Origin of the sequence: Brachybacterium kimchii (assembly GCF_023373525.1) — a bacterium.
In the GTDB taxonomy this organism is placed as follows: domain Bacteria; phylum Actinomycetota; class Actinomycetes; order Actinomycetales; family Dermabacteraceae; genus Brachybacterium; species Brachybacterium kimchii.
Window position 1 is genome coordinate 714,258 of the sequence record NZ_CP097218.1, and the last position, 16,845, is coordinate 731,102.

At 73.0% G+C, this 16,845-nt stretch carries 11 protein-coding genes and 1 pseudogene; 6 read left to right on the forward strand and 6 right to left on the reverse strand.

Annotated features, from left to right (window positions below; translation table 11 throughout):
* Positions 1–35 precede the first annotated feature (35 nt).
* Positions 36–1,520 carry a phytoene desaturase family protein gene (locus tag M4486_RS03255; protein ID WP_249479619.1) on the reverse strand — a complete coding sequence of 495 codons (1,485 nt, stop codon included), beginning with the start codon at positions 1,518–1,520 and terminating at the stop codon, positions 36–38.
* A gap of 119 nt (positions 1,521–1,639) precedes the next feature.
* Here M4486_RS03255 and M4486_RS03260 point away from each other — a divergent pair, with 119 nt between their 5' ends.
* Genes M4486_RS03260 through M4486_RS03270 form a run of 3 tightly spaced genes read left to right on the forward strand, consistent with a single transcriptional unit; the run spans position 1,640 to position 4,021 of the window.
* The gene (locus M4486_RS03260; protein WP_249479621.1) at positions 1,640–2,212 is read left to right on the forward strand and encodes a hypothetical protein; all 573 of its coding nucleotides are present in this window, start codon (positions 1,640–1,642) and stop codon (positions 2,210–2,212) included.
* Positions 2,209–3,201, forward strand: a complete 993-nt coding sequence (locus tag M4486_RS03265; protein WP_249479623.1) for an HTTM domain-containing protein — start codon at positions 2,209–2,211, stop codon at positions 3,199–3,201. Before M4486_RS03260 ends, M4486_RS03265 begins: the two co-directional genes overlap by 4 nt.
* 55 nt (positions 3,202–3,256) lie before the next feature.
* A complete protein-coding gene (locus M4486_RS03270; protein WP_249479625.1) occupies positions 3,257–4,021 on the forward strand; it encodes a PIG-L deacetylase family protein in 765 nt (254 codons plus the stop codon).
* Between the two features lie 12 nt (positions 4,022–4,033).
* On the opposite strand, the gene metG is transcribed toward M4486_RS03270, so the two are convergent.
* A complete protein-coding gene (gene metG, locus M4486_RS03275; RefSeq protein ID WP_249479627.1) occupies positions 4,034–5,827 on the reverse strand; it encodes a methionine--tRNA ligase in 1,794 nt (597 codons plus the stop codon).
* A gap of 73 nt (positions 5,828–5,900) precedes the next feature.
* Here metG and M4486_RS03280 point away from each other — a divergent pair, with 73 nt between their 5' ends.
* Positions 5,901–7,280, forward strand: a complete 1,380-nt coding sequence (locus tag M4486_RS03280; RefSeq protein ID WP_249479629.1) for a UTP--glucose-1-phosphate uridylyltransferase — start codon at positions 5,901–5,903, stop codon at positions 7,278–7,280.
* A gap of 375 nt (positions 7,281–7,655) precedes the next feature.
* Here M4486_RS03280 and M4486_RS03285 read toward each other — a convergent pair whose 3' ends face one another.
* Together M4486_RS03285 and M4486_RS03290 are read right to left on the reverse strand one after the other, a co-directional pair.
* Complete coding sequence (locus tag M4486_RS03285; RefSeq protein WP_249479631.1) at positions 7,656–8,930, reverse strand: acyltransferase family protein; 1,275 nt, start codon at positions 8,928–8,930, stop codon at positions 7,656–7,658.
* Positions 8,931–9,120: 190 nt separating this feature from the next.
* Positions 9,121–12,576: a bifunctional proline dehydrogenase/L-glutamate gamma-semialdehyde dehydrogenase gene (locus M4486_RS03290; RefSeq protein WP_249479633.1), complete on the reverse strand. Its 3,456-nt coding sequence runs from the start codon at positions 12,574–12,576 to the stop codon at positions 9,121–9,123.
* Positions 12,577–12,863: 287 nt separating this feature from the next.
* Between M4486_RS03290 and M4486_RS03295 the strand changes: the two genes are divergently transcribed.
* On the forward strand, positions 12,864–13,286 hold the full coding sequence (locus tag M4486_RS03295; RefSeq protein ID WP_249479635.1) for a hypothetical protein: 423 nt from the start codon (positions 12,864–12,866) through the stop codon (positions 13,284–13,286).
* Between the two features lie 173 nt (positions 13,287–13,459).
* Here M4486_RS03295 and M4486_RS03300 read toward each other — a convergent pair whose 3' ends face one another.
* Both M4486_RS03300 and M4486_RS03305 read right to left on the reverse strand, forming a co-directional pair.
* Positions 13,460–14,071, reverse strand: coding sequence for a thymidine kinase (locus tag M4486_RS03300; RefSeq protein ID WP_249481060.1), 612 nt, complete (start codon positions 14,069–14,071; stop codon positions 13,460–13,462).
* Between the two features lie 972 nt (positions 14,072–15,043).
* Positions 15,044–15,496: pseudogene (locus M4486_RS03305) on the reverse strand (GNAT family N-acetyltransferase); the annotation flags it as partial.
* Between the two features lie 75 nt (positions 15,497–15,571).
* On the opposite strand from M4486_RS03305, the gene M4486_RS03310 reads away from it, so the two are divergent.
* Positions 15,572–16,675 carry a sugar phosphate isomerase/epimerase family protein gene (locus tag M4486_RS03310; RefSeq protein ID WP_249479637.1) on the forward strand — a complete coding sequence of 368 codons (1,104 nt, stop codon included), beginning with the start codon at positions 15,572–15,574 and terminating at the stop codon, positions 16,673–16,675.
* Positions 16,676–16,845 lie beyond the last annotated feature (170 nt).

Here is a 16,845-nt window from a genome sequence, read left to right on the forward strand (position 1 = left end):
TCGGCTCCCTGGGGGTGCGCGGGGTCCCCGCGCCGTCAGCCGCCGGGACCGAGGTCAGGGGCCCGACGGATCCCGAAGCGCTCGCGCAGGACGCGCCGCGCGGCGAAATGGCCGTTCAGACCGTGGACCCCGGGCCCCGGAGGCGTCGCGGACGAGCACAGGAAGTGGCCGTCGTCCGAGAGCCGGTAGGGGTCCCACACCGCGCGGGGCCGCGCGATCATGCGGAACATGGTGATCGTCCCCATCGCGATGTCGCCGCCCACGATCGCCCGGTCGTGCTCGCCCATGCGCGCGGCGGGGATGCCGCGCGCGGCGACGATGGTGTCGCGGAATCCGGGCGCGCTCGCCTCGATCTGCGCGATCACGGCCTCGGTGGGATCCTCCATGCCGCCGACGGGCACGTGCGCGTACGCCCAGATCGGCCGCAGCCCGCCGACCTCGCGGGAGGGATCGGCGACCGCCGGATCGCTCACGAGCACCACGGGATGCTCCGGGAAGCGGCCCGCGAGCACCTGGTTCTCGGCCGCGGCGACCTGCTCGCGAGTGCCGCCCAGATGCACGGTTCCCGCACGGCCCACGTCCGCATGCGCCCACGGGATCGGCCCGCGGGTCACCAGATCGACCTTCGCCGCGGCGCCCGCATGACCGAGGCGACGCAGGCCGCGAGCGGTGCGGCGGGGGATCGAGCGGCCGAGGATCCGGGCGGCGTCGTCGGCGCTCGTGTCCAGGAGCACGGCTCGGGCGGGCGGAAGATCCGCGAGCGAGCGCACAGGGCGGCCTGCGGCCACCCTGCCGCCGTGGGCGCGCAGGTCCTCGAGGAGGGCGTCGGCGATGGCCTGGCTGCCGCCGACGGGGATCGGCCAGCCGCCCGCGTGCGCGAGCGAGGCCAGGAGCAGGGAGACCCCGGCCCCCGCGAGGGAGGGCAGGGGACTGATGCCGTGCGCGGCGACCCCGGTGAGCAGCGCGCGCGCCCTCTCCGTGCGCAGGGGCGAGTCCCAGGCCCGGGTGCCCTGCTGCAGCACCCGCAGCCCGAACCGTGCGCCGGCCGTGAGCCCGGCGGGGGAGAGCACCTCGGGTGGGATCGAGCGCTTGTCGCCGAGCGCGAGGGCGGTAACCGCGTCGGCATGACGGGCGAGGGGCTCGAACATGCGACGCCAGGAGGGTCCGTCGGGCCCGAGCCCCTCCGCGGTGCGCTCGAGGTCGTGCCAGGCGATGCCCGCGTCGCCGCCCGGCAGCGGCTGGGCGTAGGAGACCTCGGGCACAATCGTGCGCACGCCGCGCGCCGCGAGGTCGAACTCGCGCAGGAACGGGCTCGCGAGCGCCATCGGATGCACGGCCGAGCAGATGTCGTGGACGATCCCGGGGGCGAGGCCCAGGTCGAGCGTGCGGGCGCCGCCGCCCAGGGTCTCCTCGGCCTCGAGGACCTGGACGCTCAGACCCGCACGGGCGAGGGTGACCGCCGCCGCGAGCCCGTTGGGCCCGGAGCCGACGACCACTGCGTCCAGCGAGGGGGAAGCCATGCTCGAAGCCTAGTGGTCGGGGCCGGGGCATCGCGCGCGGAACCCGGACCTCCAGGTCGAGGGGCGTGGTCGGCGTGGGCTTCGGCCCGGGCGGCGCCGTGTTCCCTATCGTGGGCGCAATGACCGAAGATCCCGCGCCTCCTCGCGATCGACCCACCGGGCACGGCCCCGAGCAGGCCCATGACCACGGTGGCGTCCCCTCGAGGGGAGAGGCCGCGGGACGCCCCGGCCCCGGCCCCGCGGCGCCGCGCGTGCGACGGATGGGGCCCGTCGGCCTCGCCTGGCGGGTCCTCGCCATGGCCGCGGGACTGGCCGTGCTGACGGCAGCGCAGATCGGCCACACCGACGACTTCTTCCCGTTCAGCGCGATGGCCATGTTCGCCCAGCCCCGCGACCCGGACGGCGTCATCGACGACACCTGCCTCGAGGGCACCCGCGAGGGCAGCGACGAGGTCGTCCCGCTCGGCTTCCCCGACGCCGGCATCGCGCGCTCCGACGTCGAGGGGAACCTGCGCAGCATCCGCAAGGACCCGCAGCAGCTCGCGCCGCTCGCCCGCGCCGTCGACGCCCACCATCCCGACGCGCCGCGGCTGACGAGCCTCACCGTCTGCAGCGACCGCTATCACCTGCGGTCGGGCGCGCCCGACGGCCCGCCCGAGCACGTCGCCCTGGTCACCTGGGAGGCGCGATGAGCGCGGCGATCTCCACGGACACGAGCACCGCGCCCGCGGCGAGGCGAGCGACGGGACGACTGCTCGATGTCCTCGCCCCGGCGCTCCCTCTCGCGCGTCTCGCGGTGATGCGACGCCTGATCAGCGCGTTCGTGGTCTTCGACGTGCTGCTGGTCTCGAACGACGTGATCGGCCACGCCGCGAACCCCGAGTACTTCCGGCCGACGGCGCTCACGCGACTCCTGCACCTGCCCGCGGTGACGCCGGCGCTGGGCTGGGGGCTGCTGGTGGCCGTCCTGGCCTCCGGGGCGCTGGGAGCCCTGGGGCGCGCGCCGCGCGCGAGCGGCGGGGTCCTCGCCGTGAGCTTCTGGATCTGGATGCTCTATTCCCAGGGCTACGGCTACATCAGCCACGACCACGTCGCCCTCATGGTCGCCGTGGCCGTGCTGCCCACCGCCGGCATCGCGAAGACCCGGGCCGACGGGGCGGACGGGGCCGACGGGGCCGACGGGGCCGATGGGGCCGACGCAGGCGTGCTCTCCCGGCAGGCGGGCTGGGCGCTGCGCTGCATCCAGATCGCCGTGGTGCTCACCTACTTCTACTCCGTGCTCGAGAAGTCGGTGATCTCCGGGTCGCCGGCGACCTGGGCGAACAGCGCCGTGTTCGCGTTCGCCTTCATCCGCCGCGGCGCCCCGTGGGTGCAGTGGATGCTGGACGCGCCCTGGCTGTTCCGGCCGGCCCAGTGGGCCCTCATCGTCCTCGAGACCATCTCGCCGCTCGCCCTGTTCCTGCGGGGGCGGAAGCTCTACGCACTGATCGGCGTCTTCCTCGTCTTCCATCTCGCGACCTTCGTGGCGCTCGGGATCCACTTCCTGCCCACGGTGGTGTGCTGGGCGGCGTTCCTGCCGCTCGAGAGGATCGCCGCGCGACTGCGCGGGCGGGTCCTCCAACGGCGCGCTGCGCGCACGGGCGCCGCGCACCCCTCCCGCGCGCAGGCCGGCGCCGAGTAGCCTCGGAGCCCGGGCGGCCCGAGGAGGCGCCGCCCTCCGACCGAGGGGAGTTCGCATGCCCAGCCACCAGGCCGCCCGCGCCCTGCCGACGCTCCCCGACCAGGACGTGCGCCGCGTCCTGTGCGTGGTCGCGCACCCCGACGACATGGAGTACGGGGCGTCCGCCGCGGTGCACCGCTGGACCGCGCGCGGCGTCGAGGTCACCTATCTCCTGCTCACCGCGGGGGAGGCGGGCATGGCGGAGTCCCCCGAGGTCGTCGCCCCGCTGCGCGCCCGCGAGCAGAGGACCGCCTGCACGACGGTGGGCGTCGAGGACCTCCGGATCCTCGCCCATCCCGACGGCATGCTCGAGACCTCGCTCGACCTGCGCCGCGACGTGGCCCGCACCGTCCGCGACGTGCGCCCGGACCTCGTGCTCACCACGACCTACGAGGTCGAGGCCTACGGCTCCCTGAACCAGGCGGATCACCGCGCAGCGGGCACGGCCGCCGCCGACGGCACCCGCGACGCCGCGAACCCCTGGGTGTTCCGCGAGCTCGGCCACGACGGCTATCGGCCCTGGCAGGCGCGTGCCCTGCTCGTCGTCGGGCATTCGCGGCCGACCCACGCGATCCCCGTCGGCCCCGACGACGCAGAGGCGTCGATCGCCTCGCTGCGCAGCCACGAGGCGTACCTCGCGCACGTCACCGGGCACCCCGCGCCCGAGGAGCTCATCCCTCGCGCCCTGCAGGAGGGCGGCGCGCAGGCCGAGGGCGGCGGGCTCGCCGTCACCGCGCGCGTCTTCGACCTCGGCGGGCTCGGCGGCACGACGGGGGAGTGACCCGCCTGCGGATCAGGCCTCGGGGTCGAGCCGCTCGAGCTCCTCGTCGATGACCTTCGGGTCGAGCTTGGTGAAGATCGGCGAGGGCTTGGAGACCGGGCGCCCGGTCTCGACCTCGCGGTGGCCCCATGCGGGCACGTCCGTGTAGTCGCCCGTGATGATCGCGTAGGAGGGGCCGCCGTCCAGGTCCTCGACCTCGCGGGCCTCGGGCAGCGGGGCGATCTGCCGGTCCCCGCCGAGCGCCCGCTCGACCGCGTTCGCGGAGAACGGGAGGAACGGCGCGAGGATGGTGTTGAGGTCGGTGACGGCCTGCGCGAGCACGTGGAGCACCGTGTGCAGGCGCTCCTGCTGCTCGGGCGCCTTGAGCTTGAAGGGCTCGGTCTCCGAGACGTAGCGGTTCGCCTCGCCCACCAGGCGCATGGCCTCGGCGATCGCGGCGCGCTGCCGGTGGGCCTCGATGAGGGATCCGACGGCCTCGAAGCCCGCCTCGATCTGCGACAGCAGCGCCCGGTCGACGTCCTGGAGCTCGCCCGCGGCGGGGATCTCGCCGACGTTCTTCGCGATCATCGCGGCCGTGCGGTTCACGAGGTTGCCCCAGCCGGCGACGAGCTCGTTGTTCGTGCGGGAGACGAACTCGGACCAGGTGAAGTCCGCGTCCTGGTTCTCGGGGCCCGCGGCGGAGATGAAGTAGCGCACCGCGTCGGGCTGGTAGCGCTCGAGCATGTCGCGCACGTAGATGACGATGCGCTTGGAGGAGGAGAACTTCCTGCCCTCCATGGTGAGGAACTCGCTCGAGACCACCTCGGTGGGCAGGTTCAGCTCGCCGAAGCGGCCGGGCTCGCCGCCCTTGTCGCCCTCGCCGTTCTGGGCGATGAGCTCCGCCGGCCAGATCTGCGAGTGGAAGACGATGTTGTCCTTGCCCATGAAGTAGTAGGTGAGGGCCTCGGGATCGTTCCACCAGCGGCGCCACGCCTCCGGATCGCCCTGGCGGCGCGCCCACTCGATGGAGGCGGAGAGGTAGCCGATCACGGCGTCGAACCAGACGTAGAGGCGCTTGGTGGGCTGGTCCTCCCAGCCCGGCACCGGGATGCCCCAGTCGATGTCGCGGGTCATCGCGCGCGGCTTGATGTCCTGGAGGATGTTCTGGCTGAAGCGGATCACGTTCGGGCGCCACAGGCCCGTCGCCTCGCGCTCGTCGAGCCAGCGCCCGAGCTCCGCCGCGAGCGCCGGCAGGTCCAGGAACCAGTGGGTGGTCTCGATGAACTCGGGCGTCTCGCCGTTGATCCGCGAGACCGGGTCGATGAGGTCCGTCGGATCCAGCTGGTTGCCGCAGTTGTCGCACTGGTCGCCGCGCGCGCCCGGCGCGCCGCAGATCGGGCAGGTGCCCTCGATGTAGCGGTCGGGCAGGGTGCGGCCGGTCGACGGCGAGATCGCACCGGAGGTGGTCTGCTCGATCATGTAGCCGTTGTCGCGCACGACCTCGAACATCTCCTGCACCACCGCGTAGTGGTTGCGGGTGGTGGTGCGGGTGAACAGGTCGTAGCTGAGGCCCAGGGCGACGAGGTCGTCGACGATGATCCGGTTGTTGCGGTCGGCGAGCTCGCGGGCGGTCACGCCCTCCTTGTCGGCCTCGACCAGGATCGGGGTGCCGTGCTCGTCGGTGCCGGAGACCATGAGCACGTCGTGGCCCGCCATGCGCATGTAGCGCGAGAAGACGTCGGAGGGGACGCCGAAGCCGGCGACATGACCGATGTGGCGGGGACCGTTGGCGTACGGCCAGGCGACCGCGGACAGGACTGTGCTCATGGGACGCAAGTCTACGGACACCGCGCGCGAACGCGGACCGCGAACGGCCCGCGCCGACCGATACCCTGGCCACATGAGCACCCATGGCCTTTCCGCAGCCCAGCAGAAGATGCGAGACGCCGGCGTCGCCCAGACGGCGATCGACGTGTTCTCCCGCTACTACCAGCAGCTCGAGGAGGGCGTCACCGGGTCGATCCCGGAGGACACCATCTCCCCGTACCTCGACCCGCCCCGGCTCGAGGACGTCACGATCGACCCGTTCCAGGCCAAGGAGGCCTTCGACCGCCTCGCGATCATCAACCTCAACGGGGGCCTGGGCACCTCGATGGGCATGGACCGCGCGAAGTCGCTGCTGCCCGTGCGCGACGGCAGGTCCTTCCTGCAGATCATCGTGGAGCAGGTCCTCGCCGCCCGCGAGGCGACCGGCTCCCCGCTGCCGCTGCTGTTCATGGACTCCTTCCGCACGCGCGAGGACACCCTCGCGGTGCTCGAGGAGTACCCGGACCTGCCCGTCGGCGACCTCCCGCTGGACTTCCTGCAGAACAAGGAGCCCAAGCTGCGGGCCGACGACCTCGAGCCCGTCACCTGGGACGCGGAGCCCGACCTCGAGTGGTGCCCGCCGGGACACGGCGACCTCTACACGGCGCTGCAGACCTCCGGCGTCCTCCAGAAGCTCCTGGACGCCGGCTTCAAGTACGCGTCCGTGTCGAACTCCGACAACCTCGGCACGCTGCCGAACCCCGTGCTGGCCGGCTGGTTCGCCGCCTCCGGCGCGCCCTACGCGGCGGAGCTGTGCCCGCGCACCCCCGCGGACCGCAAGGGCGGCCACCTCGCCGTGCGGAAGTCCGACGGCCGGCTCATCCTGCGCGACACCGCGCAGACGCCGGAGGAGGAGATGGACTTCTTCACCGACGAGCACCGCCACCCGTTCTTCCACACCAACAACCTGTGGATGGACCTCGAGAAGCTCGACGCGGTGCTGCGCGCCCACGACGGCGTGATGCCGCTGCCGATGATCCGCAACGCCAAGACCGTCGACCCCTCGGACAAGTCGAGCACGCCGGTCTACCAGATCGAGTCCGCGATGGGCGCCGCGATCGAGGTGTTCGAGGGCGCGAGCGCGATCGTCGTCGGCCGTGACCGCTTCCTGCCCGTGAAGGCCACGAGCGACCTGCTGCTGGTGCGCTCGGACGTCTACGAGCTCGATCCCAAGCGCGCGCTCGTCCAGCAGGTGCCGTCGGCGCCGACCGTCTCCCTCGACGGGGACCACTTCAAGCTGATCGGCGACTTCGACGCGCGCTTCCCGCACGGGGTGCCGTCCCTGCGTGAGGCCACCTCGTTGAGCGTGGAGGGCGACCACACCTTCGGGCGTGACGTCGTCGCCCGCGGCGAGGCCGTCGTCGGCCCCGAGGACCCCGCGCAGATCCCCGACGGGACCGTGCTGGGCGGCTGAGGACCTGCGGGTGGGTCCCCGCTCGCGGGGCGCCCCCTGCGGATCTGTGGATGGTCGACGCGGTCCATCGGTCATGCAGCGGCGTATGGCGGACGTCTCTGCCAGATATGGCAGAGACGTCCGCCATTTGCCGGTGCGCGACTGCCGCCCAGGTCGCGCCCCACTCCCGCGCGGGTTGCGCCACGTCCGCCGGGCCCTTGGGACACGGCACCTTCAGTCGCATTCCCGTGAGTGGGACCCGCCTTCCCCCCGACGCCACCGACGTGGTGGACCGCGCGGTGCGCTGCCACCTGTGGCGCGGGTCGGGCCGTGCGCGGCGCCGCTGCGAGCCTCGGGCTCAGCGCCGCGCCGGCCCTGCCGCTGCGAGCCTCCGGCTCAGCGCCGCGCCGGCCCTGCGGCGCTTCCCTTCTCCTCCCGCACGAGCCAGTGGCCGATGGGCGGCGAGGTGATCCAGGACAGCACCTTCACGACCGGGGCGCGCGAGAGGATCAGCACCAAGAGCAGTGCCCCGACCACGAGCAGCACCGCGTCGAGGTTCGAGGTCATCGTGTCGAACCAGCCCAGGTCGCGGGGGATCTGCAGCAGCAGCGGGTGGATCAGGTAGATCGTCAGGGACTCCACGCCCAGGGCCGTGAACCAGTGGTGGCGACGCGGGGCGACCATCACCAGCGCGACGGTGAGGATCGTGCCGCAGATCAGCACGAGCACGCGCGTGACCATGCCGTAGACGTTCCCGAGGTCGTTCTCGGAGAAGCTGCGGGACATCGTGAAGATGTCGTTGGAGAACTTGTCGTGGGTGATCACTGCGACCACCAGGGCGCAGGCGAAGGCCGCCGCGCCGATCGCCCGTCCCCAGCGCACGTCGCGGATCCGCGCGAGCATCTCCGGCGTGCACATCAGGCCCATCACGAAGAAGGGCAGGAAGCTGAGCACGCGGCCCCAGGTGAGGACCGTGTCCAGGTCCGCCTCGAGGGGCGCCAGCACGGAGATCGCGACCGCGAAGACGAGCGGGTAGCGCAGGGAGCGCAGGACCGGCGAGAACACCCGCCAGAAGGTCAGCGCGAGCAGGAACCACAGCGTCCAGGCCGGGTGCCACAGGCTCACGCTGATCGGGTCGCCGTCGAGGAGGTCGCCCTCGACCGAATGGATGACCTGGAAGATCAGGTACGGCAGGAGCATCCCCGTGAGCAGGCGGGAGATCTGACGCGGTTCGTTGCGGTAGGAGCGGCAGAGGAACCCGGAGATCGCGACGAAGGCCGGCATGTGGAACGAGTAGATCCACGTGTAGAGGACGTCGAGGTGCGGGTTGTCGTTGCTCTCGATCGTGTGGCCCACGACGACCAGCGCGATGAGGATCGCGCGCGCGTTGTCCAGCAGCGGATCACGGGGCTTCTTCGCGGGCTTCGCGGAGTCCGCGGGCGGCGCGGATGTCGCGGTCCGCGCGGGATCGGACGGCGCGGGAGCGGAGGACGCCGCGCGGGTGTCGAGCGCTCCGGGAGCGGATGCCCCGTGGGCGTCGCCGTGGGCGCGATGCGTGGGCGGGCGCCGCGGCGTGTGCGTCGGCCCGGACGGCGCGCTCCCACCGGCCGGTCCTGTGCCGGCTGTCTCGGTGGGGGCTGGCTCCGCGCTCGGATCCTGCTGGCCGGCCATGCGCATGCGCCTCTCGTCGGGGGTGAACGGAACGTGACGAGGCTAGGACCGGAAGGTGACGCGCTCAAGCGGCCGCGCCGCGAATGGGATGCATCGCGCCCCGCTCCGAGGGCGCATGTGAGCGGGTCGACGGACCGGGCGTCGTCGGATCGGACACGTCCGACGGGCCGGAGCCCGGTCCGTCGCCCCGTCAGTCGCGACCGTGGATGTACCCCGTGCCGCCGGTGACGTCGAGGGTCTCGGGGATGATGTTGCCGTAGCGGTGGTCGGTCGCGCTGATGGCCTGCTCGTGCAGGAAGCTCAGCAGCTCGATCCGCCCGCTCGCGGTCACCGGGCCGCGGAACAGGGCCACCTCGACGCGGCGCGAGATCGCGCCCAGCAGGGCGTCGTCGGCCTCGCCGACCAGCCGGATCCGCAGACGGGACTGCGCCGGGACGGCCGCGGCGAACGCGGCGGCGTCCTCCATGCGCACGGTGGTCCCCGCCGGCAGCTCCTGGGCGGCCGCGGCGCGCAGGGCGCCGGTCGCCACGGAGACCTCGATGTCGGCGCCCACGGTCGCCGCGGCGTGCAGCACGCGACGCAGCTCGACCTCCCGCGCGCCCTCGGCGGCGCGCACCACCGTGGGGATCGGCACGTAGCGCAGCACGTTGATCTCCCCGTGCAGGTCCTGCGGATCCCGGGCGGCGAAGGTGCTCGTCCAGTGGGCGGCGTCCGAGTGCTTCGCCGTGGTCAGCCACGTGGCCTCGTCCCGGATGGCTCCCGAGGCCGTGCGCCGGCCCTCGACGTCGGCCGCATCCATGAGGTGGATGAGGTAGTTCGGGCCGCCGGCCTTCGAGGTCTCGCCGATCGCGGAGCGCTTCCAGCCGCCGAAGGCCTGGCGCTCCACGATCGCACCCGTGATCCCGCGGTTGACGTACAGGTTCCCGGCCTCCACGTGCTGGGTCCACCAGGCGATCTCGCCGAGGTCCAGGGAGTGCAGGCCGGCGGTGAGCCCGTACGAGGTGCCGTTCTGGATCTCGGTCGCTTCCTCGAGGGTGTCGGCGTGGATGATGCCCAGGATCGGCCCGAAGTACTCGGTGAGGTGGTACTCGGAACCCGGCTCCACGCCCTCGCGCACGCCCGGGCTCCACAGGCGGCCGGATTCGTCGAGCTGCTGCGGCTCGGCGAGCCAGCGCTCCCCGGCGCCGAGGCTGCCCAGTCCGTCGGCGAGCTTGCCGGCGGGCTCCTCGATGATCGGGCCCATCTGGGAGATCGGATCCGTCGGGTAGCCGACGTGCAGGCTCATCACCGCGTCGGCGAGCTGGGAGGAGAAGCGGCGGGAGCGGGCGACGGAGCCCACGGTGATCACGAGGCTCGCGGCCGAGCACTTCTGGCCGGCGTGGCCGAAGGCGCTCGCGGCGACGTCCTTCGCCGCGAGGTCGAGGTCCGCGTGCGGGGTGACGATGACGGCGTTCTTGCCGCTCGTCTCCGCCTTGATCGGCAGCTCGGGCCTCCAGGACGCGAAGAGCGACGCCGTGTCGTAGGCGCCCGTGAGGACGAGCTGATCCACGCGCGGATCGGTGATCAGGGCGCGCCCGACCTCGTCCTCGGGGACATCGACGATCTGGACGAGGTCCTGGTCGATCCCGGCCTCGTGGACGAGGGCGCCGATGATCGCGCCGCAGCGACGGGCCTGCGGGGCGGGCTTCATGACGACCGCGCTGCCGGTGACGAGCGCCGAGAGCAGGCCACCGGTGGGGATCGCGACCGGGAAGTTCCAGGGCGGCGTGACCAGGGTCAGTCGACGGGGCGTGAGGACGGCGTCGTCGAGCTCCTCGAGCAGCTCGGCCTGCTCGGCGTAGTAGAGGGCGAAGTCCATGGCCTCGCTGACCTCGGGGTCACCCTGCTCGAGGACCTTGCCGGTCTCCGCGGCCATCACCTCGAGGAGGTCGGCGCGGTGCGCTGCGAAGACGCGGGCGACCTCGCGGACCGCCTGCGCCCTCTCGCTCGCGCCCTTCTTCGCCCAGGCCTCCTGGGCGGCGAGGGCGCGGCGGTAGACGTCGTCGACGCCCTCGCGGGTGGTCACCTGCGCCGCCTCGATCTCGTCGATGCCGATGCGGGAGCCGCGCACGCGGTGGATGATCCCGGCGGCCCACTCCTGGTTCGCGGCCGTGGACATGTCGGTGTCGGGCGTGTTGCGGAAGGCGCCGGGGCGGGCGGGGATCACGGCCGATCCGAGCGCCGGCCGCTCTCCGTGCTCCTCCGCCGCGCGGTCCTGGTCGCGGTGGGTGGCCTCCGCCGGGCCCTCGACGGCGCGCGCGAGCGACGCCTCGAAGCGCGCCTGCTCGCGCGCGAACAGCTCCTCGCTGTCCTCGAGCTCGAAGACGGCCGACATGAAGTTCTCGCTCGAGGCGTTCTCCTCGAGGCGTCGCACCAGGTAGGAGACGGCCACGTCGAACTCGCGAGGAGAGACCACCGGCACGTACAGGCGCATCGAGCCGACGGCCTCGCGCACCACCTGCTGCTGGCCCGGGGCCATGCCGGCGAGCATCTCGAACTCGACTGCGCCGTCGGCTCCGTCGATGCCGCGCTCGCCCATCAGCAGGTGCGCGAAGGCGACGTCGAAGAGGTTGTGCCCGGCGATGCCCAGGTGTACGGCCTCCAGGTGCTCGGGCTCGAGGGAGTCCAGGAGAATCCGCTTGTACTGGGCGTCGGATTCCTCCTTGGTGTGGAACGGCGCCTGGTCCAGGCCGTGCAGCGAGGCGTCGACCGTCTCCAGGGCGAGGTTCGCGCCCTTGACCACGCGCACCTTGATGGGGGCGCCCCCACGGGCGACGCGATCCTTCGCGAAGGCGCGCAGGCGCTGCATCGCGTCGAAGGAGTCGGGCAGGTAGGCCTGCAGCACGATGCCCGCGCGCAGGTGCATGAGCTCGGGGCGGTCCAGGAGCTTCTCGAAGACGTCGAGGGTGAGCTCGAGGTCCCGGTACTCCTCCATGTCCATGTTGAGGAAGGTGGGGGAGTCCTGGCGGGAGGCGTCGAGGTAGAGGGGCAGCAGGGTCTCCACGACGTGGTCGACCGTCTCCTCCGCGCCCCACAGCGAGAGGTGGTCGATGATCGAGGAGATCTTGATCGACACGTAGTCGACGTCGTCGCGGCCGGCCATCTCGCGCACGGAGGCCAGGCGGCGGCCGGCCTCGCGGGCGCCGAGGACGGCCTCGCCGAGCACGTTGATGTTCAGATCGGTGCCCTCCGCGCGCAGTCGGCGCACGGAGCGCGCGAGGTGCGGGTCGCGGGAGTCGAGGATGAGGTGGGAGACCATGCGCCGCATGACGGCCTGCGCGGTCGGGATGACGGCGTGGGGCAGGGTGGGCGCGGTGGCGCCGCCGAAGGAGATCACGCGGCGCAGCGGAGCCGGCAGGAACGACGGCGGGTCGGCTGCGAGCCGCTTCAGCTCGGAGGCGGCCGCGCGGGGATCCTCGGTGCGGATCACGCGGTCCACGAAGGCGACGGTGAAGTCGAGGCCCTTCGGGTCCTTGAGGAGATCGGCCAGCAGCTGGGCGGAGCGGGGGACGGGCCGCGCTGCGGCTTCGTGGACCCAGTCCCTGACCTGCGATGCGACCTGTTCGGGCGCGATGGACGTGGTGCGGGTCCCCGTGGTCGTGGGCAACGCTGTTCTCCTGATCTGTCGACGGGACGAGACGTCTCGCTGAAGCTGGTTGAAGCTGGGTGCGGGGCAGGGCCCGCGGTGTCCCGAGGAGCGGCGGGGAGGACGGCGGCGCGGGGCCCGCGACGGGTGCGCCGCGGTGGGTGGAGGGCGACGGTGCCCTCCTGCCGTCCTCGGGTCCGTGCGCGCGCCCGAGGGACTGCCATCGTACGTCCGGGGATTGGGTGCCTGTGCCACGATGGGGCACATGCGGCAGTGTCCGAAGCTGCCCCGACGGAAGGCAGAACACCATGAAGAAGGTCATCTTCCTGCTCGGCCTCGTGCTCGGCTTCTTCGCGGGCTCCCGCATGGGCCGCGGCCCCTACGAGTCCCTCGAGTCCACCGCCCGCCAGATCGCCGACGACCCGACGGTCCAGCAGAAGGCGTCCGATGCCAAGGAATCGGCGGAAGCGCTGGCCCAGCGCGCGAAGGACCGCGCGCCCGATGTCGCCGACTCGGTGAAGGGCGCCGCCGCGGGCGCCGCCACCGCGGTCAAGGACCGCGCCACCCATCGCGCCGATGACGCCTCGGGGGACGACGAGGGCGGCGAGAGCACGAAGGCCGGCTCCGGCGCGGGATCGACGTCCGCGACTCCGGACAGCTCCGCGGGCGGCACGCCCGACACCACCTCGGGCGGCGACGGCGAGGTCGGCGACAAGCCCCTCAGCGCCTGAGCCCCGGCGCCGGCGAGGCCGTCGGCCCCGCCGCCGGCGCATCTGCCGGCGGCACGACGATTTGAGCGTGGCGAGCCACGATCCGCGGATCGTGGCTCGCCACGCTCATCTCTCTGCTCGGCGGCCGGTGGCCCGTGACGCAGGCACGAGGGCCGACGTCGCCGGGCGCGCGGTCAGCCGATGACGCGGACGCCCGCGCGCTCCTGCTCCTCCATGAAGCAGGCGCCGCACAGGGACTCGTAGCGCACCTCGGCGCGGTCCTCGATCTCGACCTGGTCGCCCGCGAAGACCGGACGGCCGTCGACGGTGCGGCAGTTGAACTCCGCCTGCGAGCCGCAGCGGCACATCGTGGGCAGCTTCTCGAAGTTGTCGGCGAGCTCGAAGAGGCGGCGGCTGCCGGGGAACTCGCGGGTGGTGAAGTCCGTGCGCAGCCCGTAGCAGATGACGGAGATGCCGTCGGCCTTCGCGACCAGGAACAGCTGGTCGATCTGCGCGGGCGTGAGGAACTGGCACTCGTCCACGAGCACGCAGTGCAGGGGACGCAGGCCCTCGGCGTCAGCGGTCCTTGTGATCCGCGCGCGCAGATCGTCCGCGGGGGAGCACAGCACGTCGACCCGGCGCCGGGCGCCGCCGCGGGCGACCACCCAGTCCTCGCCCTTGGTGTCGATCGCGGGCTTCACGGTGAGCGTCGCGAGACCGCGCTCGGCGTAGTTGAAGGCGGTCTTGATGAGGGTGTCGGACTTCCCGGAGTTCATCGCTCCGTACTTGAAGTGCAGCTTGGACATGAGGTGGCGGCTCCGGGACGGTCGGGGAGAGGCGGGACGGCGGGGCGGGTGCGTCAGAACGCGTCGAGGACGCTCGGGCGCGGACCGCGGAGCAGGGTATCGAGGAACGCCTCTCCGGCGGCGTCGGCCTCTGCCTCCAGGCCCACCCGCCGGGCGTCGGCGAGGCTGCGGCCGCCCGTGAGCAGGAGCGCGGCGGCATGCACGTCGAGGCGGGCCCGGGCCGTCGGAGCCTCGTGCCCGCCCGGCTGCAGGGCCGGCTCGCCCCTGGTGATCTCCTCGACGTGCACGCGGCCATCCTGCGCGCGCACGTCCCAGCACCCCTCCGCGCGACAGGCCGTCGCCGACGGCGTCCCATCCCGGACCTCCAGGCGCACGCTCCCTGTGAGCCCTGCCGGTGCGGGGGCGGTCCGCGAGGGCGCGGGCGGTGTCCACGAGGCGCATCATCACCAGCGGCACGATGTCGGGCGTGGTGCGCAGTCCACCGCCGGGCAGCACATCGAGGATCGGGTCCTCGGTGCGCAGGCGGATCCGCGCCGCCGTGGTCACCGTCGACCACGTGCCCAGGTGCTGCAGGAGCGCCAGCAGATCGTCACGGTCCCGGCCGAGGATCTCGTGGACCTCGAGCCCGGCGCCGTCTGATCCCGGCTCGATCCGGGAGAAGGAGAGATAGCCGCGATCCTCGCCCGCCTCGTCCTCCAGCAGCACGGCGCCCCACGGCGGGGACGGGAGCCCGGCGGGGAACAGCGGCGGCTCACGGCGCAGCATCGCGTTGTCCTCGGAGGTGAGCTCCGTGTACAGGCGTCGCAGCCGCGGCATGGTCGCCTCGGTGACGGGCACCAGGCGACGACCGGGCACGTTCCGCATCCGCTGCAGCTCCCCGAGCGGGACGACGATGCGCTCGGTCCGCGCGACGACCTGGTAGCCGTGGCGGCGGTAGATCGCGGGGTTCGAGGGGTAGAGCATCGAGAAGGCCATGCCCTCGGCGCCGCAGCGGGCGAGGACCCCCTCGAGCAGCTCTCCGAACAGGCCGCCGCCGCGGTGCGCGGGGTGCACGGCCAGGCCGCCGATCCCTCCGCACGACGTGATCCCGCCGCCCAGCGCGATCGTGTCGCGACGGATCCTGGCTCCGGCGGCGAGCACGCCCTCCTGCCCGCCGGGGCGGGCGGTCGAGTCGACGCCCAGCGGGATCTCGCCCTCCGGGAAGGGTCCGGGGACCTCCTCGGCGGACCCGCCGCCGAAGGCCTGGGCGGTCAGCCGCCGGTAGGCGGGCCGGTCATCGCTGGTCAGCTCTCGCACGGGCATGCACAGGAGTCTAGAGGGGTCGGACCCAGCCGACGCACGGTCCGAGGGGCTTACAGTGAGGCCGTTCCCGGCATCGAGGGACGCGGGCCCGCACGGACCCGGCCGCGGCGGCCCATCAACCATGGACCCGCCCCGCCGGCCGCGTCGGACCCCGACCGTCGGCCGGCCCCACGACGCCGCAGCACAGAAGGAGACATCGTGCCCCAGCGCTCCCGGCCTTCGACACGGCACTCGACCCTGCACCAGCGCGCCCCGCGCAAGCCGATCACGCGCTCCAACCAGGCGCGGGACGGGGCGAGGGACGACCTCACCCGGCGGCTCAGCGCGGGCGCCCCGCTCAGCGAGCAGGAGCCGCAGCGCAGGATCCCCGTCGGCCTCTCGACGTCCTCCGTCTTCCCCCTCGGCGTGGAGGACTGCTTCCGCCTCGCCTCCCACATCGGCTACGACGGCGTCGAGGTCATGGTCTCGGTGGACAGGGCGAGCCGTGACGCGGCGCTGCTGCGCGACTTCGCCCGCGAGTACGACCAGCCGATCCTCTCCCTGCACGCCCCCACGCTGTTCTTCCTGCAGTTCGTCTGGGGGAGGGACCCGTGGGTCAAGCTCGAGCGCACCGTGCAGATGGCGGTGGACGTGGACTGCCCGACCGTCGTCGCGCACCCGCCGTTCCGCTGGCAGGGCTCCTACGCCCGCGAGTTCGTCGAGGGCGTGAAGAACCTCGAGGCCGAGTACGGGATCGCGATCGCCGTGGAGAACATGTACCCGTGGCGCCTGGGCGTGCGCGAGGCCATGGTCTACCTGCCCGATCACGACCCGACCGACGAAGAGTACGACCACGTGACCGTGGACCTCTCCCATGCGGCGACCGCCGGGGACGACGCCCTGGCGATGGTGGACAGGCTCGGGGACCGCCTTGCCCATCTGCACCTGGCCGACGGCACCGGCCGCACCACCAAGGACGAGCATCTGCCTCCCGGGGAGGGCAACCAGCCCTGCGCCGAGGTGCTGCGGCGCCTGGCCAACCGCGGCTGGGAGGGCTCCGTGCTGCTGGAGATCTCCACCCGCGGCGGCCACGGACGCCCCACGCACCGTGAGGACCTGCTGCGCCAGAGCCTGCTGTTCGCCCGCTATCACCTGGGCCATCACCTCGACGAGAGGCTGCTGCGCAGCGGGCGCGGGCACCTGGGGCCCGAGGCGGATGCCCCGCACCGGATGCAGGACCAGGACACGGCCGCCGCGGGCCCGGGGGCCGACGCATCGGGTGGGGGCTCGGGCGGCGACGGGCCGGGCTCCCGACGCCCCTGATCCGGGCCCCGGGCCCCGGGGCGACGACCGGGTGGCGTCGGACACGGCTCCCGAGCGGCCCCAGGATCAGGGTGGAAGAATGCCGCGAGCGCTCTCCGCGCGCCCCTGGGCGCGCAGGCGGCGCAGAGGGCGGCGCAGAGACTGCGACGAGACGACGACTGCGAAGGTGA

Coding starts and splice junctions, on each gene's coding strand:
- M4486_RS03300 (WP_249481060.1), bottom strand. CDS start 14,071: ATGTCCAAGCTGCACTTCAAGTACGGAGCGATGAACTCCGGGAAGTCC.
- M4486_RS03280 (WP_249479629.1), top strand. CDS start 5,901: ATGAGCACCCATGGCCTTTCCGCAGCCCAGCAGAAGATGCGAGACGCC.
- M4486_RS03260 (WP_249479621.1), top strand. CDS start 1,640: ATGACCGAAGATCCCGCGCCTCCTCGCGATCGACCCACCGGGCACGGC.
- M4486_RS03285 (WP_249479631.1), bottom strand. CDS start 8,930: ATGGCCGGCCAGCAGGATCCGAGCGCGGAGCCAGCCCCCACCGAGACA.
- M4486_RS03255 (WP_249479619.1), bottom strand. CDS start 1,520: ATGGCTTCCCCCTCGCTGGACGCAGTGGTCGTCGGCTCCGGGCCCAAC.
- metG (WP_249479627.1), bottom strand. CDS start 5,827: ATGAGCACAGTCCTGTCCGCGGTCGCCTGGCCGTACGCCAACGGTCCC.
- M4486_RS03295 (WP_249479635.1), top strand. CDS start 12,864: ATGAAGAAGGTCATCTTCCTGCTCGGCCTCGTGCTCGGCTTCTTCGCG.
- M4486_RS03270 (WP_249479625.1), top strand. CDS start 3,257: ATGCCCAGCCACCAGGCCGCCCGCGCCCTGCCGACGCTCCCCGACCAG.
- M4486_RS03265 (WP_249479623.1), top strand. CDS start 2,209: ATGAGCGCGGCGATCTCCACGGACACGAGCACCGCGCCCGCGGCGAGG.